This is a genomic window from Xanthomonas sp. LMG 12460, from assembly GCF_009192895.1.
GTDB lineage: Bacteria > Pseudomonadota > Gammaproteobacteria > Xanthomonadales > Xanthomonadaceae > Xanthomonas_A > Xanthomonas_A sontii.
Genome location: NZ_NKUH01000078.1, coordinates 24259 through 50445, shown reverse-complemented (window position 1 = coordinate 50445; position 26187 = coordinate 24259). Strand labels below are relative to the sequence as shown.

Here is a 26187-nt window from a genome sequence, read left to right as displayed (position 1 = left end):
CGGCGCTCGCCGGCGGCCAGCTCCACGGTCAGCGGCAGCGCGGGGACGGCGGTGAAGCCGGCGCTGTCGCCGAGCAGGCGGATCTGCACCGGGCCGCCGAGCGGATTGCCCAGTGCGACCTCGCGCAGGCCGCTGTCGCGGGCGGTCACCTGCAGCCACGCTGGCGGTGGTTGTGGTTCGGGTCGCGGGGCATTCCATCGCAGCAGCGGCTGCGCGGGTGCGCCGGTCACTGCCGCCAGCGACAGGACCACGGCAAGCCAGCGGCGGGGGCGGCGTCGGCGCACGGGCAGGGGCGGCGATGGGGAAAGCGGAGTATGGACGAGGCCAGGGATCGAAAAATCATATCGCTTCATCCGAATAAAGAGATTGACATGGCCGAGAATCGCTGGCATCGTGGCTCCACCATCGAGACCGGCGGAGGGACAGGCCCTTTGATGCCGGGGCAGCCAGCGGACGCGCAAGCGCCCGTGTAGGTGCCAAATCCTGCGGGGACCCACGCGTCCGCCGAAAGATGGTTCGATCCATGCCCTCTGCATGGCGAACGCGAGCTCCGCGAAGCTCGATGGCCGTTCCTCTCCGGATACCGCCATGCGCCTCGTGAACTCGCCTGATCGCCCCACCTCCGCCACTCCGTCCCACGACCGCGTTGCCGCGCCGGCCGACGGCGTGCACGCGATGCGTGGCGAGATCGCGGTCGCGCTGCCGCTGCGCCACGCCGGTGTGCAACTGCTGCGCCTGCGCTACGAACTGAGCGGCCCGGCTGCCGCGCCGGTGGTGTTCGTCGCCGGCGGCATCTCCGCGCACCGCCATCTCGCCGCCAACGCCAGCTTTCCCGAGAAAGGCTGGGCCGAAGGCCTGGTCGGGCCGGGGCGGGCGCTGGATCCCACCCAGCGGCGGCTGCTGGCGTTCGATTTCGTCGGCGCCGACGGCAGCCTGGACGCGCCGATCGACAGTGCCGACCAGGCCGATGCCATCGCCGCACTGCTGGACGCGCTGGACATCGCGCAACTGCACGGGTTCGTCGGCTACTCCTACGGTGCGCTGGTCGGCCTGCAACTGGCGGTGCGGCATCCGCAGCGCCTGCAGAAGCTGATTGCGGTCAGCGGCGCGCACCGCGCGCATCCGTATGCCGCGGCTTGGCGCGCGCTGCAGCGCCGCGCCGTGGCACTGGGCCAGCTGCAATGCGCCGAGAGCCACGGGCTGTCGCTGGCGCGGCAGTTCGCGATGCTCAGCTACCGCACTCCGGAGGAGTTCGGCGAACGCTTCGACGCGGCGCCGGAAGTGATCAACGGCCGCGTCCGCGTCGCCGCCGAAGACTACCTGGACGCCGCCGGCGCGCAGTACGTGGCGCGCACCCAGGTCAACGCCTACCTGCGCCTGTCTGAATCCATCGACCTGCATCGCATCGAGCCGGCTGCCGTCGCCGTGCCCACCGTGGTGGTGGCGGTCGAGGGCGACCGCCTGGTGCCGCTGTCGGACCTGGTCACCCTGGTCGAAGGCCTGGGCCCGCGCGGCAGCCTGCGCGTGCTGCGTTCGCCCTACGGCCACGACGCCTTCCTGAAAGAAACCGATCGCATCGACGCGATTCTCGCCACCGCCCTTCGCCCCACCGGAGTTGCCGCATGAGCACTGCCCACGACACCGATCTGCCCTGTAGTGCCGCCACCGCCGCGGTCCGCGCCGGCATCGACCGCGACACCGCCTACGGTGCGGTGACCCCGCCGATCGTGCTGTCGTCGAACTTCAGCTTCGACGGCTTCGGCAACAAGCGCCAGTACGACTACACCCGCAGCGGCAACCCCACCCGCGACCTGCTCGGCGAAGCGCTGGCGGAACTGGAAGGCGGCGCCGGCGGGGTGATCACCGCGACCGGCATGGGCGCGATCAACCTGGTGCTCAACGCGCTGCTGCAGCCCGGCGACAAGCTGGTGGTGCCGCACGACGCGTACGGCGGCAGCTGGCGCCTGTTCAATGCGCTGGCCAAGAAGGGCCACTTCGAGCTGATCACCGCCGACCTGACCGATCCGCGCTCGCTGGCCGATGCGCTGGCGCAGGCGCCGAAACTGGTGCTGATCGAGACCCCGTCCAACCCGCTGCTGCGCATCACCGACCTGCGTTTCGTCATCGACGCCACGCACAAGGCCGGCGCGCTGGCGGTGGTCGACAACACCTTCCTGTCGCCGGCGCTGCAGACCCCGATCGCCTTCGGCGCCGACCTGGTGATCCACTCCACCACCAAGTACGTCAACGGCCACAGCGACGTGGTCGGTGGCGCGGTGATCGCGGCCGATGCCGAACTGCACCAGCAGCTGGTGTGGTGGGCCAATGCGCTGGGCCTGACCGGCTCGCCGTTCGACGCGTTCCTGACCCTGCGCGGCCTGCGCACGCTGGACGCGCGCCTGCGCGCGCACCAGGAGAACGCGCAGGCGGTGGTGGAATTGCTGACCACGCATGCCGCGGTGCGCCAGGTGTACTACCCCGGCCTGGCCTCGCATCCGGGCCACGCGGTGGCGGCACGGCAGCAGCGCGGCTTCGGTGCAATGATCAGTTTCGAACTGGCCGGCGGTGAGGCCGAGGTGCGCGCCTTCGTCGACGGCCTGCGCTACTTCACCCTGGCCGAATCGCTGGGCGGCGTGGAGAGCCTGATCGCGCATCCGGCGACCATGACCCATGCGGCGATGACCGCCGAGGCGCGCGCCAAGGCCGGGATTTCCGACGGCCTGCTGCGTCTGTCGGTGGGTATCGAATCCAGTGCGGACCTGGTCGCCGATCTGCAGGCCGGCCTGCAGCGCGCGCAGCGCGCCGGCGAGGCGCTGGCACGCAAACGGGTGGACGCGTGAGCAGCGGCCTGGCCGATGCGCCATCGGCGCCGCTGCGTGCGGCGCCCGTCGCGGCCACCGCGCGGCTGGGCCTGCTCGGCACCGGCACCGTCGGCCGCGCCTTCGTCGCGCGCTACCAGACGCTGCAGCAGCGCCGGCCCGGCCTGCCGACCTTCGCCTGGCTGGCCAATTCGCGCACCGTCGCCGACTGCGCGGTGACGCCGGCGCAGGCGCTGGCCGCGGCCAATGCCGCCGCGCGCACGGCGCAGGCGGTGACGTTGCCGGAGGATCTGGGCCGTGGCGACATCGTGGTCGACGCCACCGCCAGCGAGGCGGTGGCGCAGCGCCATGCCGAGTGGCTGCGGCGCGGCGTGCACGTGGTCACCGCCAACAAGCTCGGCCAGGGCGCCGCGCTGGCGCGGGCCGAACAGATCCAGGCCGCCCGCCATGCCGCCAGCACCCACTACGGCGACAGCGCCACGGTCGGCGCCGGGCTGCCGTTGCTGAGCAGCCTGCGCGCGCTGGTTGCCGGTGGCGACCATATCCACGCGGTGGAAGGCGTGCTGTCCGGCTCCCTGGCCTGGCTGCTGCATCGCTACGACGGCCGCCGCGCCTTCTCCGCGTGCGTGCGCGAGGCCGCGGCCGCCGGCTACACCGAGCCCGATCCGCGCGAGGACCTGTCCGGCGAGGACGTGCGGCGCAAGCTGCTGATCCTGGCCCGCGCCGCCGGCCTGCCGTTGCGCGCCGAGCAGGTGCAGGTGGAGTCGCTGGTGCCGGCCGCGCTGGCCACGGTGCCGCTGGCGCAACTGGATGCCGCACTCGAACAATTGGACGCGCCGCTGGCGGCGCGCCTGGCGCAGGCGCAGGCCGCCGGTGCCTGCCTGCGCTTCGTCGGTCGCTTCGATGCACATGGTGCCTCGGTGGGCCTGCGCGCGCTGCCGCTGACGCATCCGCTGGCCAGCGGCGCCGGCACCGACAACCGCGTCGCCATCCACAGCGACCGCTACCTGCAGCAGCCGCTGCTGATCCAGGGGCCGGGTGCGGGCGCCGATGTCACCGCGGCGGCCTTGCTCGACGACGTGCTGCGGATCGCGGTGCGCTGAGCGAAGCGAACGACGCCCGCCATCATGTGCGGGCATCGCGGTTCGGACTGGGGCGATACCTAAGGCAGTCGGCGTGTGGGCAACGCTGCCTGCACGCCGATGCGTGCGGGTCACGCGGCGCGGCCGTCGCGCGTTGCACGACGGCCGCGCCGCAGCTCATTGCAGGCCCTGGCCCATGGTCTTCAGCAACTCGCCCTGGTAGTCGCCGCTGAATTCCCAGAAGAACGCGCCGCCCAGGCCCTGGGTCTTGACGTAGTTCATCTTCTCGGTGACCAGCGCCGGGTTGTCGTAGCTCCAGAAGGTGCTGCCGTCGTACTTCCAGTGCGCATGCGCCTGCGCGTCGACATAGCTGGTGCCGGCGCGGCCGCGCAGCACCTTGTAGTCCTCGATGCCCGCCTCGTAGGTACCCGGTGCGGCGCTGCCGCTCTGGTACAGGCCATGGTTGACGTTGGGCACGTTGGTCCAGCCACGCCCGTAGAAGCCGATGCCGAGGTTGAGCTTGGCGGCGGGCACGCCACGGTCGAGGAAGGCCTGGATGGCGTCGTTGCTGTTGTAGTAACGCTGGTCGCCGCTGGACGGATCGGCCGGCGACTCGAACAGCGCGGAGTGGTGATTGGTCTGCGGATCCCAGGCGCCGTGGAAGTCGTAGGTCATTACGTTGAGGTAGTCCAGGTACGGCGCGTACAGGTTCGGGTCGGTGACGCGGATCTTGTCGATGCCGGCGCCGACCGCCACGGTCAGCAGCAGCCCCGGCCGCACCTGGTCGAGCTGGCGGCGGAACTCGGCCAGCAACGCGGTGAAGTTCTGCCGGTCTTCGGCGCTGCCGCAAGCGATGCCGCAGGCCACCGGGTATTCCCAGTCGATGTCGATGCCGTCGAACACGCCGGCCGCGGCCGCTGCGCCGCCGGCGCCGTCGGTGACCGGCAGGTTGCCGCGGATGTAGGCGTCGATGCACGAGGCGACGAAGGCCTGGCGGTTCTCGGCGCGCGCGGCGCTGGAGAAGCCGCGCGACCAGGTCCAGCCGCCCAGCGAAATCAGCACCTTCAGCCCCGGATGCGCGGCCTTGAGCTTCTTCAGTTGGTTCCAGTTGCCGCGCAGCGGTTGGTCCCAGGTATCGCCCACGCCGTCCACGCTTTGCGCGGCGGAGAACGCCTTGGTGTAGTCGGCGAAGGCATCGCCGCCGGCGCCGGTGCTGCTGTCGGAGGGTTGGGTGACGCCGACTTCGCAGCGGTTGTTGCGGACATTGCCGAAGGCGTAGTTGATGTGGGTCAGGTAGCCGGCGGCGCCGCTGGTCTGGATGTCGCGCACCTGGTAGTTGCGGCCGTAGATGCCCCACTGGGTGAAGTAGCCGATCACGCGCTTGCTGCCGCCGGCGCTGGCGGGCAGGGTGCGCACGCTCAGCGTGGCGCTGCTGGCCGAGACGTTGCCGGCGTTGTCGCGGGCACGGACCGCGTAGGCGTACGCAGTGTCGGCGATCAGTGCCGAGTCGGTGTAGCCGGTGGTGCTGGAGGTGCCCACGCGATTGCCGTCGCGGAGGATGTCGTAGCCGGCCAGGCCGCTGCCGCCGGCGTTGTCGGAGGCGGCATTCCAGGTCAGGGTGATGGCGTTGCTGGCGCGCGTGGCGGCGGCCAGGCCGGTCGGCACGCTTGGGGCGGTCGTGTCGGTCGACGGTGCCGCGATGCTGATCGCGACCGCGGCCGAGGTGGTGCGGGCGCCGGCGTTGTCGGTGGCCACCGCGGTCAGGCTGTAGTCGCCGGCCGCCGCGCCGCTCCAGGACAGCGTGTACGGCGCGCCGCTGACGCTGCCCAGCGAGGTGCTGCCGCGGAAGAATTCGACCCGCGCCACGCTGCCGTCCGGATCGCTGGCCGACGCCTGCAAGGTGATGGTGGTGCCGACCACGAAGCGGGTGCCGGTCGTGGGCGCGGTCATGGTCACGCTCGGTGGCTGGTTGCTCGAACTGCCATCGCAGGTGCCCAGGTCCTGGTACCAGCCGCAACTGGTGCAGTACGTCGGCGCGGTGTTCCAGATCGGACCGTTGGCGCGGTACAGGTGGCCGGCGTAGGTCAGGGTGTCGCCGGCGGCGTAGATGGTGGCAGGGTTCCAGGCGGCGACGCCGCTGCACGCGGCGGCCCAGGTCTGGCCGGGCACGAGGCCGGCCAGGACGAGACAACAGAACAGCAACCACGATCCGGCGGATTTCGTGTTCATGGTGACGCCTCCGATGCGGTAGGTAGCGCGACTGAGGAGCGGCGGTGAGCCGCTATCTGGTTCCTTGAGTCCGATCACCCGGGGGCTTGGAGACGCGTGGCGCCGACGTCGTTTGACTCGCACGCGGACCGGGCACGCGCAGGGTCCGAACGAGAAGACAACGTTGTCAACCGACAAATCCGACGAATGCGAGACAGATCCAGGATTGCTGCGATGACAACGTTTTCATGATTGTTCGATGCTGCGGTGCAGTGCGGGTGTGTCGAGTGCACCGAAGCGTGCGTGGTGCAGGGCGGGAGGCACACCGCCGAGCGGATACGTGCAGCGCGCGCTGCTTGTCAATGCTGCCGCGACGACCCGAGAGATTTCGCGGCAAGACGCGTTCGCGCCGCCGTGCAGGATCAGTCACCGGACCTGTTGCGGGCGCGTGCGCTCAGGGCGCCGTGCCCAGCGCCTCGAGCAAGGCCGCATTGAAGCGCTGCGGCGCTTCCACCTGCGGCGAATGGCCGAGGTCGTCGAAGGCGACCAGGCGCGCGCCGGGAATCGCCGCAGCCGCGCGCTTGCCCAAGGCCGGGTAGTCGCCCAGGGTCGCCGCCAGCGCCGGTGGCGCCAGGTCCTTGCCGATCGCGGTCCGGTCGCGCTGGCCGATGAACAGGGTGGTCGGCACGCGCAGTTGCGGGAAGCGCTGCACCACCGGCTGGTTGAACACCATGTCCGAGGTCAGCGCCTGGTTCCAGGCCACGCGGTCGCCGCCGGGACCGGCGTACAGGCCGGCCTGCATGCTCACCCAGCGGTCGTACTCGGGCTTCCACTGTCCGCCGTAGTAGACGGTCTGCTGGTACTGCTTGATCGAAGCCGCGTCGGTCTTGCGCTCCTTGGCGTACCAGTCGTCGACGCTGCGCCACGGCACGCCGGCGGCCTTCCAGTCCTCCAGCCCGATCGGGTTCACCAGCAGCAGCTGGCTCACGTCCTGCGGGTACTGCAGCGCGTAGTGCGCGGCGAGCATGCCGCCCATCGAATGGCCGACGATCGCGGCGCGGCGCACGCCGGCCTGTTGCAGCAACGCATGGGTATTGGCCGCCAGTTGCGCGAAGCTGAACTGATAGGCCTGCGGCTTGCTCGACTTGCAGAAGCCGATCTGGTCCGGCGCCAGCACCCGATAGCCCTGTGCCACCAGCGCGGCGATGGTCGATTCCCAGGTCGCCGCGCAGAAGTTCTTGCCGTGCAGCAGCACCACGGTGCGGCCGTTCGGCGTGCCGGTCGGGGCCACATCCATGTACGCCATCTGCAGCGGCTGGCGCTGCGAGTCGAAGCGGTACCAGTGCACCGGATAGGGATAGGCGAAGCCTTCCAGTTGCGCGCCGTAGCGCGGCGGCGCATCGGTAGCGGAGGCGAGTGGCGACAGGGCGAGGGCGGCGAGCAGCAGGCAGTGGCGCATGGGAGCAGGGCGACAGGCGTGATGGACCACGACCTTAGCCCGGCCTGCTCTTGCCAGGCGTCAACGCGTTACACGGGCGCCAGGCTGCCGCCGTTGTGCACCAGGGTCAGGCAGGCGTGGTGCTGCATCCGCGCGAGCGGTTCCTGCAGCGCGGCCAGCACCTGTTCGGCCTGCGCGCCCAGCACCGGCCGGTACGCCGCCCAGCCGTTGCGGCCCTTGGCCTTGGCCTGATACAGCGCACGGTCCGCCAGTACCAGCAGTTGTTCCCAGCCGAGCAGGTTGTCCGGGTCGTGCACGAACGGGAATTCCGCCAGCCCGATCGAGCAGGTGACCCGGCCCTGGCGGCCGTGGTCGAGCACGAAGGGGTGCGCGGCGACCGAGCGGCACAGCCGTTCGGCGGCCATGGTGAGGTTCTCGCGCGGCGCCGAACGCAGCACCAGCAGGAACTCCTCGCCGCCCCAGCGCACCACGTAGTCGCTTTCGCGGGTCAGCCGCACCAGCAACTGCGCCATCTGCTGCAGCACCGCGTCGCCGGTGTGGTGGCCGCCGCTGTCGTTGATCGACTTGAAGTGGTCGATGTCGATCAGCGCGAACAGCATGCCCGAGGACAGCATGTCCTCGTCGTTGGCGGCCATGCGCCGGTACAGCGCGATGTCGCTGGGGATGTGCAGCGACAGGTAGCGGCGGTTGCGCAACTGGGTCAGTTCGTCGGTGAAGCTGGCCTCCTGCAGGCGCTGGTTGGCCGCCTGCAGCGCCTGGGTGCGCTCGCGCACCTGGCGTTCGAGGATGTCGCGCTGGCGCCGGTTGTGCAGCCGCGCCAGGGCCACCGCGCACAGCAGCAGGGCGAACGCGCCCAGCGTCAGCAGCAGCCTGTAGAACGGGGTTTCCTGGAAGCGCAGCGCGATCCGCAGCGGCAGCCGCGCCGGCGCGGCCGCCCACACGCCGGCGTTGTTGCTGCCGGTGACTTCGAAGACGTAGTCGCCGCCGGGCAGGTTGGTGTAGCTGACCGCGCGCTGGCGGATGTCGTCGAGGGTGCGCCAGCCGCGGTCGTAGCCGAGCAGGCGGTAGCGCAGCTCGACGTTCTGCGGCGCCTGGAACGAGGCGGCGGTGAACTCGAAGTCGAGGTCGCGCGCGCCTTCCGGCAGCGGTGCGGGCAGCGCCTGCGGCGTCAGCCACTGGCCCAGCGCACGCACCCGCTCCACCACCGGCTGCGGCGCCACCGGATTCTTGACGATGCCGGCGGTGTCGAGCGCGACCACGCCGTCGCGGCTGGGCAGCCACAGCGCGCCGCGCTCGATGAAGCCTTTGCCGTTGCCGGCGCCGTTGCAGCACATGCCCTGCACGCCGCCATGGCGCTGCGCGCGCTCGGTGAGCATCAGTTCGGCGTTCAGCGGCGCCTGCGGCGACGCCGCATGGCGCAGCAGGTCGGCCAGGCGCACGCGGTAGACCCCGCGCAGGCCGGCCACCCAGATCGCGCCGCGGCCGTCGTCGGCGATGAAGAACGCGGCGTTCACCGGCAGCCCATCCTGTTCCCCGAACGCGTACCAGTGCGCGCCGTCGAACAGCCACAACTGCTCGTTGAGGGTGCCGACCAGCCATTGCCCGCCGGGCAGCTCGTGGATCGCGGTGACATCGGCGCTGGCCAGCGCCGAGCCCGGCGGCGCCAGCGCGACCAAGCGCTCGTCGCGCAGCGCGTACAGGCCCGACTGCGCGCCGATCAACAGGCGCCCGTCGCGGGTCTCGTGGATCAGCCGCACGCGCGGATCGCGCAGGCCCTCGGCCGTGCCGTAGCGGCGCAGCCGCGTGCCGTCGGCGCGGAACAGGCCGTCGGTGCTGGCGAACCACAGCCGCTGCGCGCGATCGCGGACGATGCCGCTGATCTGCAGGTCGCGCAGCGGCGCCAGCCAGTCCGGCTGGATGAGCCGGCCGTCGCGGTACAGGGCGGCGCCATGGCGGGTGCCGATCCACAGCTGGCCGGGTTCGGCCAGTAAGGTATAGGGCGCCTCGTTGTGCAACTGCGCCAGGCTCAGGCGCGGTTGGTAGCGGCCATCGCGCAGCTGCGACAGGCCGCTGTCGGTGCCGACCCACAGCGATCCGTCCGGATCGCGCGCCAGGGTCCACACCAGCGCGTCGTCCAGCCCTTCGTGCGTGCTGTAGCGCCGGGTCCAGCCGTTCCACAGCCGGGTGGCGCCGTTCCAACTGCTGCCCAGCCACAGGTTGCGCTCGCGGTCCTCGAAGATGGCGTTGACGCCGACGTTCGGCTTGTTTTCCGTGTTGCGTTCGACGATGGCGCCATCGCGCACGCGCAGCAGCGCGCCGGGCTGTCCCACCCACAGGTTGCGGTCGCTGTCCTCGAACAGGGCCTGCACGGCGCGCCGGCTCGTCGCGGCGGTATCGGGCAGCCATTGCCAGCGCCCGTCGCGGCGCAACAGCAGGCCGTCGCGGGTGCCGGCCCAGAGCGTGCCTTGCGCCTCCAGCAGATGCTGCACCGGCGTCGCGCCGGCCTCCTGCGGCAGTGCCAGCGACTCCGGCGCGTCCTGGCCGGCGACGAAGCGCAGCACCGCGCCACGCGTGCCCACCCACAGCGCGTCGGCGCGCGGCAGCAGCGTGTAGGCGCCGCCGGCGATGCGGTGGCGCAGCTGCAGGCGATCGCCCTGCACCGCGTAGACGCCATCCTGCGCCGCGACCAGTACGCTGCCGTGCGCGTCGGTCGCGATCGCTTCGATATTGAGCAACGGCGCCTGCGGGTCCTGCGGCAGCAGCGTGGTGAAGCGTCCGTCGCGGTAGCGCGACAGGCCGCGGTAGGTGCCGATCCACAGCGTGCCGGCGGCGTCCGCGTGCAGCGCCTTGATCAGGTTGCCGGGCAGGTGCGCCGGCGCGCCCTCGTTGAACGAGGTCATGCGCACGCCGTCGAAGCGGGTCAGCCCGCCCATCGTGCCGATCCACAGATAGCCCTGACGGTCCTGGGCGAACGCCTGCACGCTCAGCTGCGGCAGGCCCTGGTCCAGCCCCCAGCCTTCGCGCTCGTAGTGATGGAACTGCTTGTCCGGCTGCAGTGCCCGCGCCTGCGGCACACATGCGCTCCACGCCGTCGAGAGCATGGCCAGCTGTAGCGCCAGCAGGCGCCAGGAGGCGTGTGGAAACCGCAATCGCATGCCCATGCCGGATCGGCCGACGTCTCTGTCGTTAGCGGCAACGCCACGCGGATCTTGATGCGCGCGGCAGCGAGGACGCTGGTGATCACCCGGGCCAGCGTCCATCGGGCTGGCTCAGCACTCGATGACGTTCACCGCCAGCCCGCCGCGGCTGGTTTCCTTGTACTTGTCCTGCATGTCGCGGCCGGTGTCGCGCATGGTGCGGATCACCTTGTCCAGCGACACCTTGTGCTTGCCGTCGCCGCGCATCGCCATGCGGCTGGCGTTGATCGCCTTGACCGCGCCCATCGCGTTGCGCTCGATGCACGGGATCTGCACCAGGCCGCCGATCGGGTCGCAGGTCAGGCCGAGGTTGTGCTCCATGCCGATCTCGGCCGCGTTCTCGATCTGCCCCGGCTTGCCGCCGAGCGCGGCGACCAGGCCGCCGGCGGCCATCGAGCAGGCCACGCCGACCTCGCCCTGGCAGCCGACCTCGGCGCCGGAAATGGAGGCGTTTTCCTTGTACAGGATGCCGATCGCCGCAGCGGTGAGCAGGAAGTCGAACACGCGCTGTTCGTCGGCGCCGGGGCAGAAGCGGTCGAAGTAGTGCAGCACCGCCGGGATGATCCCGGCCGCGCCGTTGGTGGGCGCGGTGACCACGCGACCGCCGGCGGCGTTCTCTTCGTTGACCGCCAGCGCGTACAGGTTGACCCAGTCCAGCGTGGTCAGCGGATCGCGCATCGCCGCTTCCGGCTTGGACGACAGCTCGCGGTACAGCGCCGGCGCGCGCCGCGACACGTGCAGGCCGCCGGGCAGGGTGCCTTCCTCGCGGATGCCGCGGGTCACGCAGGCCTGCATCGCGCCCCAGATCTCGCGCAGGCCGGCGCGGATCTCGTCCTCGCTGCGCCAGCACTTCTCGTTCTCGAACATCAGCGCGGCGATGCTCAGGCCGCTGCGCGCGGCCTGCGCCAACAGCTCGTCGCCGCTCTTGAACGGGTAGGGCAGCGGCGTCTCGTCGGCGACGATGCGGTCGTCGGCGGCGTCGTCCTGGTTGACCACGAACCCGCCGCCGACCGAGTAGTAGTCGCGCGTGGCGATGACTTCGTCGTTGGCGGCGTAGGCGGTGAAGCGCATGCCGTTGGTGTGGTAAGGCAGCTTCTGTCGCTTGTTCATCGCCAGGTCGCGCTTCTCGTCGAAGGCGATCTCGTGCCGGCCCAGCAGGTTGATGCGCTTGCTGCTGCGAATGCGCTCCAGCGCACCGGGGATGATGTCCGGATCGATCAGGTTCGGGCGCTGGCCTTCCAGGCCCAGCAGCACCGCCTTGTCGGTGCCGTGGCCGCGCCCGGTCAGGGCCAGCGAGCCGAACACTTCGGCGCGCAGGCGCACCACGTCCTGCAGGCGGCCCTGGTCGAACAGCCAGCGGTGCACGAAGCGCTCGGCGGCGCGCATCGGCCCCACCGTGTGCGAGGAACTCGGCCCGATGCCGATCTTGAACAGGTCGAAGGTGCTGACAGCCATGCGCGTGCCGAGGGGGTGGGCGAAAGACCGTCTATTCTATGCTTCCGGCGCGCGGCCCAGGTCCGCAGCGCAGCATAGGACGCGAGCATGTCCCTGACCCTGTACCAGCGCGACGACTGCCATCTGTGCGACCAGGCTCTGCAGGTGCTGGCGCAGGCGCGCGTGGCCGAGCCGGACAGCGTGTTCATCGACGACGACGCGACGCTGGAGGCGCGCTACGGGGTGCGCGTGCCGGTGCTGCGCGCTGCGGACGGGCGCGAGCTGGACTGGCCGTTCGATGTTGCCGGCGTGCGCGCCTGGCTGGCGGCGTCGGCCGAATGCGCGTGAGCCGCGCATAAAAAAAGCGGCGGACCCGACGAGGAAATCCGCCGCTCAGCGGCCGCGCGCCCGCGGCCTGTGGCGAATCACTTCGCCTTGAACACCACCTTGGTGCTGATCGCGGTTTCGTTGGGAATGGTCTTGGTGTCGGCCCAGTCGCCGCCGCCCACGCCGAAGTCCAGGCGCTTGACCGTGGCCTTGCCGGCCAGCACCGGCTGCGCGCCCGGGGTCCAGGTGAAGGTCAGGGTCACCGGCTTGGACACGCCGCGCAGTTCCAGGGTGCCGTCGGCGGCGAACTGATTGTCGCCCAGCGCGCGGAACTTGTCGGCGCGGTAGTGCGCGGTGGCGAACTTGGCCACGTCGAAGAAATCCGCGCCCTGCAGGGTGGAGTCGCGGTCGTTGTTGCCGCTCTTGGCGCCGGCCAGCGGGATGGTGACGTCGAGCTTGGCGCCGGCCAGGTTGGCCGGGTCGAAGCTGAGCTTGGTGTCGAACCCGGGGAACTGGCCGGTGAACACTTCGCCGTCGTACTTGCTGGCGAACACCAGGGTGGAGCCGGGGGCCTGCACATAGTCCGCGGCCTGCACCGCGGGGGCAGCGGCGAGCAGGGCCACCAGACTGGCGGCGACGGCGGCGGGGGACGCGAAACGGGTCGACATCGAAACAGCTCCTCAGGACTTGGGGGTGAGCCAGCCGCGCGGCAACATCCGCGCCAGGGTGGCATCGCGTTGGAACAGGTGGTGGTAGAAGGCCGCGCCGGCATGCGCCAGGACCACCGCGATCAGCAGCCAGAAGCCCCATTCGTGCACGGTGTGCGACAGATCGCGCAGGTGCTCGTTCGGGGCGCTGAGCTTGGGCACCGCGACCAGGCCGAACCAGCGGAACGGGCGCAGGCCGCTGGCGGAGTCGTACAGCCAGCCGGACAGCGGGATGGCGAAGATCATCACGTACAACAAGGCGTGGGTGGCGTCGGCGATGCGTTCCTGCCAACCGGGGGTGCCCGGCACCGGCTTGGGCGCGCCGGCGTACAGGCGCCAGCCGAGCCGCACGATCACCAGCGCCAGCACGGTCAGGCCCAGCGACTTGTGCGCGGTGTAGACCCAGAAATACTTGGGCGTCTTCGGCAGTTCGCCCATGGTCAGGCCGACCACGCCGAGCAGCAGGATCAGGGCGGCGATCAGCCAGTGCAGGGTCTGGCTGACGCTGCCCCAGCGGTCGGGGGTATTGCGGGCGCTCATGGCGTGCCGTCCTGCGCCGCCGGCGCGGTGGGGGTGTCGGTGGGAGCGGCAGGCGGGGTGCCCGGCGCCGGATCCGGTTCGGCCTTGGCGGCGCCCTCGCGGGTGGCCTCGGCCTCGATGCGCAGCTCCACCGTGCCGCCGATCACCGACGGCCAGGAACTGATGCCGAAGTCGGCGCGCTGCAGCGTGGTGGTGGCGGAGAAGCCGGCGGTGCGACGGAACGGCGGCAGCGGATGACGCTTCACTGCGTTCAGGGTCACGTCCAGGGTCACCTCGCGGGTGACGCCGTGCAGCGTCAGCTGCCCGATCACCTTGGCGTGCTGCGCGTCGATCGGCTCGACACGGGTGGAGACGAACTGCGCTTCCGGGTAGTGCTCGCCGTCGAGCAGGTTGTGCGCCAGCGCGGCGCGGTTCCACTTCTCGTCGCCCAGGTCCAGCCGCTGCAACGGCACCCGCGCCTGCAGCCGTGCGCTGCGCCAGTCGTCCGGGTCGAACACCAGGGTGCCGGTACTGCCGGACACGGTGCCCAGCGCCTTGGAGAATCCGGCGTGCTCGATCGCGAACAGCACCCGGGTGTGCACCGGGTCCAGCGCGTACTGCGCCGGCGCGGCCAGGGCGGCGCCCGGCAAGGCCAGCAGGAGGGCCACGAGAGAGGGTCTGAACATGGAGCGGGGCCGCGCTGGGAGGTCGCCGGATTCTAGTCACAGTCCGGGCCGGCTGCGTACCTGCGGCGCGTAACGGTTCGTTGCGCGCGGTGGCAGGTGTGATTTTTCCGCGGCCGCGGGGTATAAGAACGCTGCCGCGACTAGCGGCATACGGAGCGGGCGCGCCGCGCGTCCGGCCCCGGCAGTGCGCCGGTGTTCATCCGCCGACGTCCTTTGCCGGAGCCGATGTCCATGCCCATCCCGCATCCCCCACGCCGGTGGCGCTGCTGGGGGCTGGCCTGTCTGTTGGCGCTGGCCGCCGTGTGCGCCGATGCCAGTGCCGCGGTGCCGGAACTGCCGCGCTTCCGGGTGTTCTCCGGCGAGCAGGGGCTGCCGTCCAGCGATATCTCCGGGTTGCAGCTGGACCGCGACGGCTATCTGTGGATCGCCAGCGGCGACGGCCTGGCCCGCTACGATGGGCGCGAGTTCCGGGTCTGGCGCCACGATCCGGCCGATCCCGCCTCGTTGCGCTGCAACTACGTGCAGGACCTGCACATCGACGCGCGCGACCGCATCTGGGTGGCCTGCGAGGGTGGCGGCCTGAGCATGCTCGGCGCGGACCGGCGCGGCTTCCGCCACTTCAACATGGCCACGCAGCCGGCGATGCGCAGCGACGACGTGTTCGCCATCGCCAGCCGCGGCGACGCGGTGTACTTCGGCACCTACCGCGGCGGCCTGTACCGGCTGGGCGGCGACGGCCGCGTGCAGCGCATCCGCGCCGGCGATCCGGCGGTGGACGCGCTGCTCGACAGCGCCGTGCTGACCCTGGCCTTCGACGATGCCGGGGTGCTGTGGGTGGGCACCTTCAAGGGCCTGGTGCGCTACGACGGCCGCCACGCCAGCGCCTACCGCATCGACGACGGCTTGCCGCAGGAGGAGCAGGTGATCATGTCGATCACCCGGCTCAGCGATGGCCTGTGGTTCAGCGGCAACACCGGCCTGTTCCGGCGCGACCGTGCCGGACGCTGGTTGCGTGCGGACTGGATCGGTGCGCTGCATCGCGCCGCCAACGCGATCGCCGAGGACGGCGCCGGCGGCTACTGGCTCGGCAACGGCGAAGGCCTGTGGCACAAGCCGGCTGATGGGCCGGCGCGGCGGGTCGACACCGGCGGCGCGGCGGTGTCCGGCGCCAGCGTGGTGGAGACCGTGCTGCGCGACCGCGAGGGCGGCCTGTGGGTGCCGCTGCCGACGCGCGGCCTGGGCTACCTGCGTCCGGACTGGCGCCGCCTGGCAGTGCTGGGCACCGCGCAGGGCCTGCCCGCCGATCAGTACGTCGGCTTGGCGCCGGCCCGCGCCGGCGGCGTGTGGCTGCTCGGCTCCGGCGCCAGCGTGTTTCGCCTCGACACCACCAGCGGTGCGCTGAGCGCGCCGCATTGGGCCAACGGCGCGCCCAGCGGGCGCTTGCTGTCGGTGCTGGACGACCCGCGCGGGGCGTTGTGGATGGGGGGCAGCAACACGCTGCTGCGCGGCCCGCTGGACGGGGGCACCCTGCAGCGCTGGACCCGCGCCGCCGGCGAGGCCGATCCGATTCCGGACGGCACGCTGGCCTGGCTGCAACTGGACGCACGCCAGCGGCTGTGGATCGCCGCGCCGGGCTACGGCGTGCAGGTGCGCGATGGCGACGGCCACGTGCTGCAGAACCTCCCCGGCGGCCAGCACGGCCTGGCCGGCACCGATATCGCGGCATTCGCGATGGCGCCGGACGGCACGCCGTGGGTCGCCGCCGAACAGTTCCAGCACTGGGACGGCGCGGCCGGGCAGTTCCGCACGCCGCCGGAGCTGGCCGGCGAGAAGGTGCAGTCGTTCGCCTTCGCCGACGCGCGCACGCTGTGGGTGCACCGGCTGTCCGGGCTGGAACTGTGGCGGCGCACCGGTGCGCACTGGCAGCGCAGCCAGCGCTACGCGGTGGCCGACGGGCTGCCGGCCACCGAGTCCAGCGCGCTGGTCGCCGATTCGCAGGGGCGCGCCTGGCTGGGCATGCGCCGTGGCCTGTTCCGGGTCGATCCGCGGCGCACGCCGGCGGTGCGCGCGTTCGGCACCCGCGACGGACTCGGCAGCCAGGAACTGGTGCGGCGCGGCCTGCTGATGACCGCCGACGGCGTGCTGGTGGCGGCCGCCGCGGACGGCAGCGTGGCGCTGCTGGACACGCAGCAGCCGGATCCGGTGCCGGTGCCGCTGGCGCTGAGCATGGAGAGCGTGCAGGTGCGGCGCGGCCCACAACTGCTGACGCTGCCGACGCGCGGCGACTTCACCCTGCGCTCGGACGACCGCGACCTGCGCGTGGCGGTGCGGCTGCTGTCCTACATCGATCCGGAACACATCGTCTACCGGTTCCGCCTGCCGGGCTACGACCGCGACTGGGTCAGCACCGGCGCCAGCGGCGAACGCACCCTGCCGCAGCTGCCCGATGGCGCGCAGGTGCTGGAGATCCAGGCGCGCACCCGCAACGGCGCCTGGTCGCCGACGCTGCGCCTGCCGTTCCGGGTGCAGCCGCCGTGGTGGCGCAGCGTCTGGGGCATCGTCGGGCTGCTCGCCGCGGCCGGCCTGCTGCTGCTGATGTCGCTGCGCGCCTACCGGCGCCGCCTGGGCCGCCAGCACGCCTGGGAACTGGCCCTGCACAAGCAGGAACTGGCCGAGCAGGCCTCGCTGGCCAAGACTCGCTTCCTGGCCACGCTCGGCCACGAGGTGCGCACCCCGCTGACCGGGGTGCTGGGCATGAGCGAACTGCTGCTGGCCACGCCGCTGGATCCGAAGCAGCGTGGGTATACCGAGTCGATCCGCCGCGCCGGCACCCACCTGCTGCACCTGGTCAACGATGCGCTGGACCTGGCGCGGATCGAGGCCGGGCGCCTGCGCCTGGAGTCGCAGCCGTTCGCGCTGCAGGCGCTGATCGCCGAAGTGGTCAACCTGATGGCGCCGCTGGCGCAGGCGCGCGGGCTGCGCTTCGATCTGCACGACGGCATGCCCGGCGCGACCACGGTGGAAGGCGATGCGCTGCGGGTGCGGCAGATCCTGCTGAACCTGCTCGGCAACGCGATCAAGTTCACCAGCAGCGGCTCAGTGGCGCTGAAGGTGGCGCCGGGACAGGACGGCCAGGGGTTGTGCATCGAGGTGGCCGATACCGGCCCGGGCATCGGCAGCGAGCAGCAGGCGCGGCTGTTCCAGCGCTTCGAACAGGGCGACGGCCCGCGCACCGCGGTGCGCCAGGGCGGCAGCGGCCTGGGCCTGGCGATCAGCCAGGAACTGGCGATGGCGATGGGCGGGCGCATCCAGGTCGAGAGCCGGCTGGGGCACGGCGCGCGTTTCCGCGTGGGCCTGCCGCTGCGCTGGCGTCCGGCGCAGGAGCCGACGGCGGTCCCGGTGCCGGCACCGCGCGCGCGCACCGCGCTGCGCATCCTGCTGGTCGAGGACGAACCGACCGTGGCCCAGGTGATGGTCGAACTGCTGCGCGGCCGCGGCCATCAGGTGACCTGGGCCGCGCACGGCCTGGAGGCGCTGACCGAAGCCAGCCAGGGCAGCTTCGACATCGGCCTGCTCGACCTGGACCTGCCGGCGCTCGACGGCCTGGCGCTGGCGCGGCAGTTGCGTGCGCTGGGCCATGGCTTCCCGCTGCTGGCGGTGACCGCGCGCTCCGACGGCGAGGCCGAGGCCGCCGCGCGCGCCGCCGGATTCGCCGGGTTCGTGCGCAAGCCGGTCACCGGGCAGATGCTGGAAGGGGCCATCGACGCGGTGCTGGACGGGGCGCCACCGCCGCTCTGAGTCGATGCGGGACGCGGTTGCCAGCGCCGGCGCTTATCGCCGACGATGGCGCCGGTGGCGCGGGACGGATGCCCGTCGGGGAGACAGAGGCGATGCGGTCGAGACGGATCTTGGGATGGCTGCTGCTGGCGTGGTCCGCGGTCGTCGGCGCGGCAGTGCCGCCGACGCCGCAGCCGCGCCAACTGACCGTGGCCGACGGCTTGCCGTCCAACAGCATCAATGGCTTCGCCGAGGACAAGCTCGGCTACCTGTGGCTGGCCAGCAGCGATGGCCTGGCGCGCTTCGACGGACGCGGCTACCGCATCTGGCGGATCGAGGACGGCCTGCACCACAACAAGATCTGGTCGGTGCACGTCGACGCGCAGAACCGGGTCTGGTTCGGGACCGACGGCGCCGGCCTGGGCATGCTCTCGGCCGATCGCCGGCAGTTCCGCTATTACGATCGCAGCACCTATCCGCAGATCGGCTCCACCACCGTGTGGTCCATCGCGTCCACGCCGGACGGCAGCGTCTGGTTCGGGACCTCCGCCGGCGGCCTGCACCAGTTGCAGCCGGACGGCCGCCTGCGCCGCTTCATGCCGATCCCCGGCGACGCGCGCAGCCTGCCTTCGGCCAGCGTCACCCATCTGGCGACCACGCCGGACGGCACCCTGTGGGTGGGCACCCGCGGCGGCCTGGCGCGCTGGACCGGCCACGATTTCCGGCGCGTCGCCGCCGACGCGCTGCCGCGACCTGAGGTGCAGGGGCTGACGCCCGAGCGCGACGATACGCTGTGGGTCTCCACCCTGGGCGGGGTGCGCCTGCTGCGCGCCGACGCCAGCGTGGTGGAGCCGTACTGGCGCAACATGCCCGGCGACAGCGTGCTGGGCATGCTGGTCCACGACCGCCACGGCACGCGCTGGTTCGACACCATGGACGGGCTGGGCCGCGAGAGCGAGTCCGGGGTGATCCGCAACGTGCCGCTGTACAGCAATTCCGCGCACGGACTGGTCAAGCCGAACTGGTCGCTGGCCTTCGAGGATCGCGAGGGCGGCCTGTGGTTCGCCAGCGGCAATGCCGGGCTGTGGCACCTGCCGGCCAACTGGCAGCAGTTCTCGGTGCTGTCCTATCGGGTGGACGACCCGGAGTCGATGGGCAACCCCTACGTGCTGGCCACCGCCGCTTCCCGCGACGGCGGCGTGTGGCTGGCCGGTACGCGTGGCGTGCTGGACAAGCTCGATCCGGCCACCGGCGCCGTGCATCGGCACATGCGCGCGATGTTCGGTCTGGACTGGGCGCGGGCGATCGCCGAAGACCCGCAGGGCCGGCTGTGGGCGGCGGCCGCGGGGGCGGTGCTGCGCTACGACCCGGCCAGCGGCGAGGTCCGGCGCTGGGGCAAGGATGCCGGGGCCGATGCGCCGATGATGGACCAGGTGGATCGGATCGTCTTCAGCAGCGACCGTCACGTCTGGATCTTCAGCGACATCACCGGCGTGCAGGTGCGCGACCTCGATGGCCACGTGCTGCGCACCATGGCGCCGGGAAGCGCCGGCCTGCCTGCGGATCTGACCGTGCAGGAGGCCAGCCTCGGGCCGCAGGGCCAGCCCTGGTTGCTGGGGCAGCACGGCCTGCTTGCCTGGAGCCCGGAGCGCGCGCGGTTCGAAGCGGTGCCCGGCGCACCGCAGCGCCCGCTGAGCGCCCTGGCGATCAGCGACGGCAACGTGGTCTGGCTGGCCAGCGTCGGCTGCCTGGAGCGCTATCTGTGGGACGGCAGCCGGCTGAGCCTGCTCGACCGCATCGACGCCGAACAGGAGTTCCCGGCGCTGGCGCCGAACGGCCTGGTGGTCGATGCCAGCGGCGTGGCCTGGCTGAGCAGCGTGCGCGGGCTGATCCGGGTCGATCCGGCGAGCAAGGCGATCCGCTCCTACGGCGTGCACGATGGCCTGCCCAACCAGGAGTTCCAGATCCGCACCCTCGTGCAGGCGCGCAGCGGGCAGATCCTCGGCGGTACCCCGGACGGCGTGGTGCTGTTCGAGCCGTCGCAGGTGGTGCCGTCGCGGCGGCAGCCGCCGCTGGTGATCGAGCGCATCGGCGTGCGCCGCGGCGAGCGCGGGCTCGACCTGCTGCACGCCGACCGCATCGTGTTGCAGGAAGGCGACCGCGATCTGCACGTGGTCGCGCGCCTGCTGTCGTTCTCCGACACCGACGCCAACACCTACCGCTTCCGCCTCAGCGGCTACGACCCGGATTGGGTCGATGTGGGCGCCAGCGGCGAGCGTCTGTTCTCGCGGCTGCCGTCGGGCCACTACACCCTGGAGATGCAGGCGCGTACCGCCGACAAGGTCTGGTCGAACGTGGTCAGCCTGCACTTCCGCGTCCTGCCGCCGTGGTGGCGCAGCCCCTGGGGCATCGCCGGGCTGGCGGTGCTGGCGGTGCTGGCGCTGTGGTTGCTCGCGTACCTGTACCGGCGGCGGCTGCGCCGGCGCGCCGCCTGGCAGCTGGCGGTGCACAAGCAGGAGGTGGCCGAGCAGGCCTCGCTGGCCAAGACCCGCTTCCTGGCCACGCTCGGCCACGAGGTGCGCACGCCGATGACCGGGGTGCTGGGCATGAGCGAACTGCTGCTGTCCACGCCGCTGGACACCAGGCAGCGCCGCTACACCGAATCGATCCGTGACGCGGGCTCGCACCTGCTGCGCCTGGTCAACGATGCGCTGGACCTGGCGCGGATCGAGGCCGGGCGCCTGGAACTGGAACAGCAGCCGTTCGACCTGGGCCGGCTGATCGCCGAACTGGAGGCCATGATGGGGCCGATGGCGCGCAGCCGCGGGCTGGTCTTCGCCCTGGACAACGCCATGCCGCCGCAGGTCACCGCGCGCGGCGACGCCACGCGGGTGCGGCAGATCCTGCTGAACCTGCTCAACAACGCCATCAAGTTCACCGAGCACGGCAGCGTGCAGTTGCGGGTGGCGCCGCTACAGCCGCAGCAGGGCGTGCGCTTCGAGGTCGCCGACACCGGGCCGGGCATCAACGCCGAACAGCAGGCGCGATTGTTCCAGCGCTTCGAGCAGGCCGACGGGCCGCGTACCGCCGCACGCTACGGCGGCAGTGGCCTGGGCCTGGCGATCAGCCAGGAACTGGCGGTGGCGATGGGCGGGCGCATCGAACTGCGCAGTCGCCTCGGCGCCGGCACCCGCTTCGTGGTCGACCTGCCGTTGCCGTGGGTGCCCGAGCCGCTGCCGCAGGCGCCACGCGACGCCCGCGCGTCCGCCAGTGCCGCGGCGCCGCGGCGGATCCTGCTGGTCGAAGACGATCCGACCGTGGCCGAAGTGGTCGGCGGCCTGCTGCGCGCACGCGGCCACCACGTCACCCACGCCGCGCACGCGCTGGCCGCGCTGACCGAAGCGGCGGCCAGCACGTTCGACATCGCCCTGCTCGATCTGGACCTGCCCGGCCTGGACGGCCTGGCGCTGGCGCGGCAGTTGCGCGCCTTCGGCTACGGCATGCCGCTGATCGCGGTCACCGCCCGTGCCGACGCCGACGCCGAGCCGCAGGCGCGTGCCGCCGGTTTCAGCGGGTTCCTGCGCAAGCCGGTGACGGGCGAGATGCTGGCCGATGCGGTGGAGGGAAAGCCGGGACCGGGGACCCGGGACCCGGGACCCGGAGAGAGCGACGGCAACGGCGACCGCACGTAGGCGGTGCGTGGTGCGGTTTCGCTACAGAAACGGCTTCGCCCTTACAGCCGAAAGCGCTCCGTTCTAGGCTTTTGCGGGTCCCGGGTCCCGGGACCCGGAGAGAGCGGCGGCAACGGCGAGCGCACGTAGCCGGTGTGCGGTGCGGTGTCGCTACAGGAGCGGCTTCGCCCTTACAGCCAAAAGCGCTCCGTTCTAGGCTTTTGCGGGTCCCGGGTCCCGGGTCCCGGGTCCCGGCCTCACTCCGCCACTTCCTCCACCTGCTTCGGCAACGGCCGCGTATCCGGCAGCTGCCAGAAGATCAGGGTCGAGGTCAGGGTGATCGCGCCGACGCAGACGAAGGTCGCATGCAGCGCCGCGGTGGCGCCGTGGGTGTCGCCGAGATGGGTGTTGAACGCGGCCAGCAGGCTGCCGGCCGCCGCGGCGCCGAAGCCGGTGGCCAGCATCATCACCATCGACAGCAGGCTGTTGCCGGCGCTGGCCTGGTCGCGGTCCAGGTCGCGCAGGGTCACCGTGTTCATGACGGTGAACTGCAGCGAGTTGACCGCGCCGAACAGCGCCAGCTGCAGCAACCGCCAGCCCAGCGGCTGGCCGGCGTCGAACAGCAGGAAGCTGGCCATCGCGGTGCCGACCAGCACGGTGTTGGTCATCAGCACGCGGCGGTAGCCGAAGCGCTCCACCAGCTTCACCGCCGCGCGCTTGGAGGCCATGCCGGCCAGCGCCACCGGGATCATCATCAGCCCGGCGTTCATCGGGCTCATGCCCAGGCCCACCTGCAACAGCAGCGGGATCAGGAACGGCATGCTGCCGCTGCCCACGCGCGAGAACAGGTTGCCGAGGATGCCGATGCGGAAGCTGGCGACCTTGAACAGATGCAGCGGGAACAGCGGCGCCGCCGCGTTGGCCGCGTGCAGCCAGTAGCCGATCAGCGCCGCCAGCCCGGCGATCGCCAGCAGCATCACGAAGGCGTGGCGCAGGCCCAGCTCGGAGATGCCGTCCAGCGCCAGCGACAGCGCGACCATGCCGAAGGCCAGCATCGCGTAGCCGATCAGGTCGAAGCGGGTGCGCTGCTCGCCGTAGAAGTCCGGCATGATCTTCAGCGCCGCGGCGAAGCCGATCGCGCCGATCGGCAGGTTGATCAGGAATACCCAGTGCCAGGACGCCACCTGCACCAGCCAGCCGCCCAGGGTCGGGCCAACGAGCGGCCCGATCAGCGCGGGGATGGCGATGAAGCTCATCGCGCTGAGGAACTGCGCCCGCGACACCGAGCGCATCACCGCCAGCCGGCCCACCGGCAGCAGCATCGCGCCGCCGATCCCCTGCAGCACCCGCGCGGCCACCAGATACGGCAGCCGCGGCGCCGCCGCGCACAGCAGCGAGCCGAGGGTGAACAGCACGATCGCGGCCAGGAAGGTGCGGCGGGTGCCGTAGCGGTCGGCGATCCAGCCGGAGGCGGGAATGAACATCGCCACCGCCAGCGCGTAACTGAACACCACCGACTGCATCTGCAGCGGGCTCTCGCCCAGGCTGCGCGCCATCGCCGGCAACGCGGTGTTGACGATGGTCGCATCCAGCATCTGCATGAAGATGGCCAGCGACACCAGCCACAGCAGCGGACGGAAACTGCGCGCGTTGGGAACGGCGATCGGATCGGAGGAGGGCGCGGACATCGGCACGCAGGGCGACGCGAGGGGGCGATAGGATCGCGCAGATCGCGTCGCCGTGTCGTGCAGTTGCGCGCGTTGCGCGCTTGCGATGCAGCGCGCGCTCAGCGATCAACGATCAGCGCTATCGACGCAGGGTTGGACGGCGCCTTGCAGACGCTCCCAGGCAGGAGATCGAGCGCACGCCAAGCGTCAGCTGTGCATCCCGACTCCCCAATCCCCAATCCCGGCTCTTAAGCGCGCCGACTATGCCGCTGCACCGCCGCCACCAATGCCCCGACATGCTCCGGCTGCATGTCCGGCGACAGGCCGTGACCGAGATTGAACACATGGCCGTCCAGCGAGCCGCCGTTGCCGTCGGCATAGCTGCGCAGCACGCGTTGCACTTCGCGGTCGATCGCCTCCGGCGCGCCGTACAGCATCGCCGGGTCGAGGTTGCCCTGCAGGGCGACGCGGCCGCCGGTACGGCGCGCGGCGTCGGCCAGGTCGATGGTCCAGTCCACGCCCACGCCCTCCGCACCGGAGCCGGCCAGCTCTTCCAGGTAGGGCGCATTGCCCTTGCCGAACAGGATCAGCGGGGTGCGCTCGGCGCCGTCGCCGCGCGCCAGTTCGCGGGCGATGCGTTGCAGGTAGGGCAGGGAGAATTCCCGGTACATCGCCGGGCTCAGCACGCCGCCCCAGGTGTCGAACACCTGCAGCGCCTGCGCACCGGCCGCGCGCTGCGCCGCCAGGTAGGCGATCACCGCGTCGGTGTTGACCGACAGCAGCTGGTGCAGCGCCGCGGGGTCGTTCAGCGCCAACGCCTTGATCCGCGCGTAGTTGTCGCTGCCGCCGCCCTCGACCATGTAGCAGGCCAGGGTCCAGGGGCTGCCGGAGAAGCCGATCAGCGGGACGCTGCCGTCCAGTTCGCGGCGGATCACCCGCACCGCGTCCATCACGTAGCGCAGCTCGGTTTCCATGTCCGGCACGCCGAGCCGGGCGATCGCCGCGGCGTCGCGCACGGGGTGGCGGAACTTGGGGCCTTCGCCTTCGACGAAGTACAGCTCCAGGCCCATCGCATCGGGAATGGTGAGGATGTCCGAGAACAGGATCGCCGCGTCCAGCGGGAACCGCGCCAGCGGCTGCAGGGTCACTTCGCAGGCCAGCTCCGGGGTCTTGGCCATGGCCAGGAAGCTGCCGGCGCGGGCACGGGTGGCGCGGTACTCGGGCAGGTAGCGCCCGGCCTGGCGCATCAGCCACACGGGGGTCTGGTCCACGGGCTCGCGGCGCAGCGTGCGCAGCAGGCGGTCGTTCTTGAGCATGGGGGATTCCTTAGCGCGGCGCGTCGGCGCCACGGGTGAACATGACCTGGAAGCCGCGCTTGAGCTGGGCGTCGCGGGCTTTCTCGAAGGCGGCGTTGGCGTCTTCCTGCTGCAGGTAGAGCTCGCGCCGCAGCTGCGCGCGGCCGCCGATCTGGCCGCTCTCGCGCAACAGTTCCCAGCCGCCGAGCAGGTCCGGCTGCAGGGTCAGCTGCAGGTAGCGTGGCGGCTCGTTGCCGTCGGGGCGTTGCTGGAGGAAGACGCGCATGTGCCGATTGTAGCGGGTGCCGGTGCAGGCGACGTGGCCCGGTCGGCGGAACGCAGCGGCCGCTCAGCCGGCACGGAAGCCGCGGCGATACGCCGACGGCGGCAACCCCAGGTCGCGCGTGAACTGCAGGCGCAGCGCGCCGGCACTGCCGAAGCCGCAGTCGGCGGCGATGCGCTCCAGCGGCAGGTCGGTGCGCTCCAGCAGTTGCTGGGCGCGGACCAGGCGCTGGTGCGCCAGCCACTGCACCACGGTGGTCCCGGTCACCTGGCGGAACTGCCGGGTGAAGCTGCGCCGACTCATCCGCGCGTGCGCGGCCAGCGCGTCCAGGCGCAGCGGCTGGTCCAGGCGCTGCAGCATCCAGTCCAGGGTCGGGCCCAACTGGGCGTCGCGGCGGCTGGCCGGCAGCGGCTGTTCGACGTACTGCGCCTGCCCGCCCTGGCGGTGCGGCGCCACCACCAGGCGCCGGGCGATGCGGTTGGCGACGGCGGCGCCATGGCGGCGCCGCACCAGGTGCAGGCAGCAATCGATGCCGGCGACGGTGCCGGCCGAGGTCAGCACGTCGCCGTCGTCCACGTACAGCACGTCCGGCTGCAGCCGCACCTGCGGATGGCGCTGCGCAAAGCGCGCCAGCGCCGCCCAGTGGGTGGTGGCGGGGCGGCCGTCGAGCAGGCCGGCGTCGGCCAGCACGAAGGTGCCCAGGCACAGCCCGACCACCTGCGCGCCGGCGGCGTGGGCGCGGCGCAGCGCCTGGCGCAGCGCCGCAGGTGCCGGTTCGGCGGCATCGCGCCAGGACGGCACGATCACCGTGTCTGCACCGTTCAGCGCCTCCAGGCCGTGCTGCACCTGGATGGCGAAGCCGGCGTCGGTGCGCAGCGGACCCGGGTCGGCCGAACATACCCGCAGGTCGAAGGCCGGCAGGTCGGTGTCCGGCCGCGCTTCGAAGACCTGGCAGGGCACCGCCAGGTGGAAGGGACTGATGCGATCGAAGGCGACCACGGCGATGCGATGCGGCGACATGGCCCGATTTTAGCGAAAACGGTGTTTCGGGCCACT

The 26187-nt window shown here is 71.6% G+C and carries 17 protein-coding genes, 2 pseudogenes and 1 riboswitch; of the genes and pseudogenes, 6 read left to right on the top strand and 13 right to left on the bottom strand.

The features are described from left to right. Positions 1 to 251 (bottom strand): annotated as a pseudogene (locus CEK66_RS20825) (M23 family peptidase); the annotation flags it as partial. Positions 252 to 399: 148 nt separating this feature from the next. Next, positions 400 to 518, top strand: a riboswitch (SAM riboswitch). Between the two features lie 70 nt (positions 519 to 588). On the opposite strand from CEK66_RS20825, the gene CEK66_RS15490 reads away from it, so the two are divergent. Genes CEK66_RS15490 through CEK66_RS15480 form a run of 3 tightly spaced genes read left to right on the top strand, consistent with a single transcriptional unit; the run spans position 589 to position 3922 of the window. After that, positions 589 to 1626, top strand: a complete 1038-nt coding sequence (locus tag CEK66_RS15490; RefSeq protein ID WP_026144514.1) for a homoserine O-succinyltransferase — start codon at positions 589 to 591, stop codon at positions 1624 to 1626. Continuing rightward, positions 1623 to 2840, top strand: a complete 1218-nt coding sequence (locus CEK66_RS15485) for an O-succinylhomoserine (thiol)-lyase (protein ID WP_017909760.1) — start codon at positions 1623 to 1625, stop codon at positions 2838 to 2840. The genes CEK66_RS15490 and CEK66_RS15485 overlap by 4 nt, the downstream gene beginning before the upstream one ends. Continuing rightward, the gene (locus tag CEK66_RS15480; protein WP_152237497.1) at positions 2837 to 3922 is read left to right on the top strand and encodes a homoserine dehydrogenase; all 1086 of its coding nucleotides are present in this window, start codon (positions 2837 to 2839) and stop codon (positions 3920 to 3922) included. Before CEK66_RS15485 ends, CEK66_RS15480 begins: the two co-directional genes overlap by 4 nt. Positions 3923 to 4078: 156 nt before the next feature. Here the strand turns inward: CEK66_RS15480 and CEK66_RS15475 are convergent, their stop codons facing one another. The 5 genes and pseudogenes from CEK66_RS15475 to CEK66_RS15460 all read right to left on the bottom strand — a co-directional run bounded on the left by CEK66_RS15475 (position 4079) and on the right by CEK66_RS15460 (position 12220). Beyond that, positions 4079 to 5398, bottom strand: a complete 1320-nt coding sequence (locus CEK66_RS15475) for a glycoside hydrolase family 18 protein (RefSeq protein WP_226978632.1) — start codon at positions 5396 to 5398, stop codon at positions 4079 to 4081. A gap of 270 nt (positions 5399 to 5668) precedes the next feature. Continuing rightward, positions 5669 to 5851 (bottom strand): annotated as a pseudogene (locus tag CEK66_RS20670) (Ig-like domain-containing protein); the annotation flags it as partial. A 712-nt stretch (positions 5852 to 6563) separates the two neighbouring features. Continuing rightward, positions 6564 to 7568: an alpha/beta hydrolase gene (locus tag CEK66_RS15470; RefSeq protein WP_152237496.1), complete on the bottom strand. Its 1005-nt coding sequence runs from the start codon at positions 7566 to 7568 to the stop codon at positions 6564 to 6566. A 68-nt stretch (positions 7569 to 7636) separates the two neighbouring features. After that, positions 7637 to 10642, bottom strand: coding sequence for a ligand-binding sensor domain-containing diguanylate cyclase (locus CEK66_RS15465; RefSeq protein WP_226978631.1), 3006 nt, complete (start codon positions 10640 to 10642; stop codon positions 7637 to 7639). Positions 10643 to 10837: 195 nt separating this feature from the next. Continuing rightward, positions 10838 to 12220: an L-serine ammonia-lyase gene (locus CEK66_RS15460; protein WP_017913648.1), complete on the bottom strand. Its 1383-nt coding sequence runs from the start codon at positions 12218 to 12220 to the stop codon at positions 10838 to 10840. Between the two features lie 87 nt (positions 12221 to 12307). Here CEK66_RS15460 and CEK66_RS15455 point away from each other — a divergent pair, with 87 nt between their 5' ends. After that, entirely contained in the window at positions 12308 to 12547 is a 240-nt protein-coding gene (locus tag CEK66_RS15455) for a glutaredoxin family protein (RefSeq protein ID WP_017913647.1), read from the top strand. A 77-nt stretch (positions 12548 to 12624) separates the two neighbouring features. On the opposite strand, the gene CEK66_RS15450 is transcribed toward CEK66_RS15455, so the two are convergent. From CEK66_RS15450 to CEK66_RS15440, 3 genes are read right to left on the bottom strand one after another with little or no spacing between them, the layout of a single operon-like run. Continuing rightward, complete coding sequence (locus CEK66_RS15450) at positions 12625 to 13194, bottom strand: YceI family protein (protein ID WP_152237494.1); 570 nt, start codon at positions 13192 to 13194, stop codon at positions 12625 to 12627. Positions 13195 to 13206: 12 nt separating this feature from the next. Further along, positions 13207 to 13773: a cytochrome b gene (locus CEK66_RS15445; RefSeq protein WP_017907780.1), complete on the bottom strand. Its 567-nt coding sequence runs from the start codon at positions 13771 to 13773 to the stop codon at positions 13207 to 13209. Continuing rightward, positions 13770 to 14438, bottom strand: coding sequence for a YceI family protein (locus CEK66_RS15440; protein ID WP_152237493.1), 669 nt, complete (start codon positions 14436 to 14438; stop codon positions 13770 to 13772). Before CEK66_RS15440 ends, CEK66_RS15445 begins: the two co-directional genes overlap by 4 nt. 231 nt (positions 14439 to 14669) lie before the next feature. Between CEK66_RS15440 and CEK66_RS15435 the strand changes: the two genes are divergently transcribed. Further along, the gene (locus CEK66_RS15435) at positions 14670 to 18236 is read left to right on the top strand and encodes an ATP-binding protein (protein WP_152237492.1); all 3567 of its coding nucleotides are present in this window, start codon (positions 14670 to 14672) and stop codon (positions 18234 to 18236) included. A 68-nt stretch (positions 18237 to 18304) separates the two neighbouring features. Beyond that, positions 18305 to 21907: an ATP-binding protein gene (locus CEK66_RS15430; RefSeq protein WP_226978630.1), complete on the top strand. Its 3603-nt coding sequence runs from the start codon at positions 18305 to 18307 to the stop codon at positions 21905 to 21907. 236 nt (positions 21908 to 22143) lie between these two features. Here the strand turns inward: CEK66_RS15430 and mdtD are convergent, their stop codons facing one another. From mdtD to CEK66_RS15410, 4 genes are all read right to left on the bottom strand, one after another. Then, positions 22144 to 23574 carry a multidrug transporter subunit MdtD gene (mdtD, locus tag CEK66_RS15425; RefSeq protein WP_017911167.1) on the bottom strand — a complete coding sequence of 477 codons (1431 nt, stop codon included), beginning with the start codon at positions 23572 to 23574 and terminating at the stop codon, positions 22144 to 22146. Between the two features lie 227 nt (positions 23575 to 23801). Beyond that, positions 23802 to 24869 (bottom strand): uroporphyrinogen decarboxylase, encoded by a 1068-nt coding sequence (gene hemE / locus CEK66_RS15420; protein ID WP_152237490.1) that lies wholly within the window; start codon positions 24867 to 24869, stop codon positions 23802 to 23804. A gap of 10 nt (positions 24870 to 24879) precedes the next feature. Beyond that, positions 24880 to 25134 (bottom strand): WGR domain-containing protein, encoded by a 255-nt coding sequence (locus CEK66_RS15415; protein WP_010344159.1) that lies wholly within the window; start codon positions 25132 to 25134, stop codon positions 24880 to 24882. Positions 25135 to 25197: 63 nt separating this feature from the next. Continuing rightward, positions 25198 to 26151: a helix-turn-helix domain-containing protein gene (locus CEK66_RS15410; RefSeq protein WP_152237489.1), complete on the bottom strand. Its 954-nt coding sequence runs from the start codon at positions 26149 to 26151 to the stop codon at positions 25198 to 25200. Positions 26152 to 26187 lie beyond the last annotated feature (36 nt).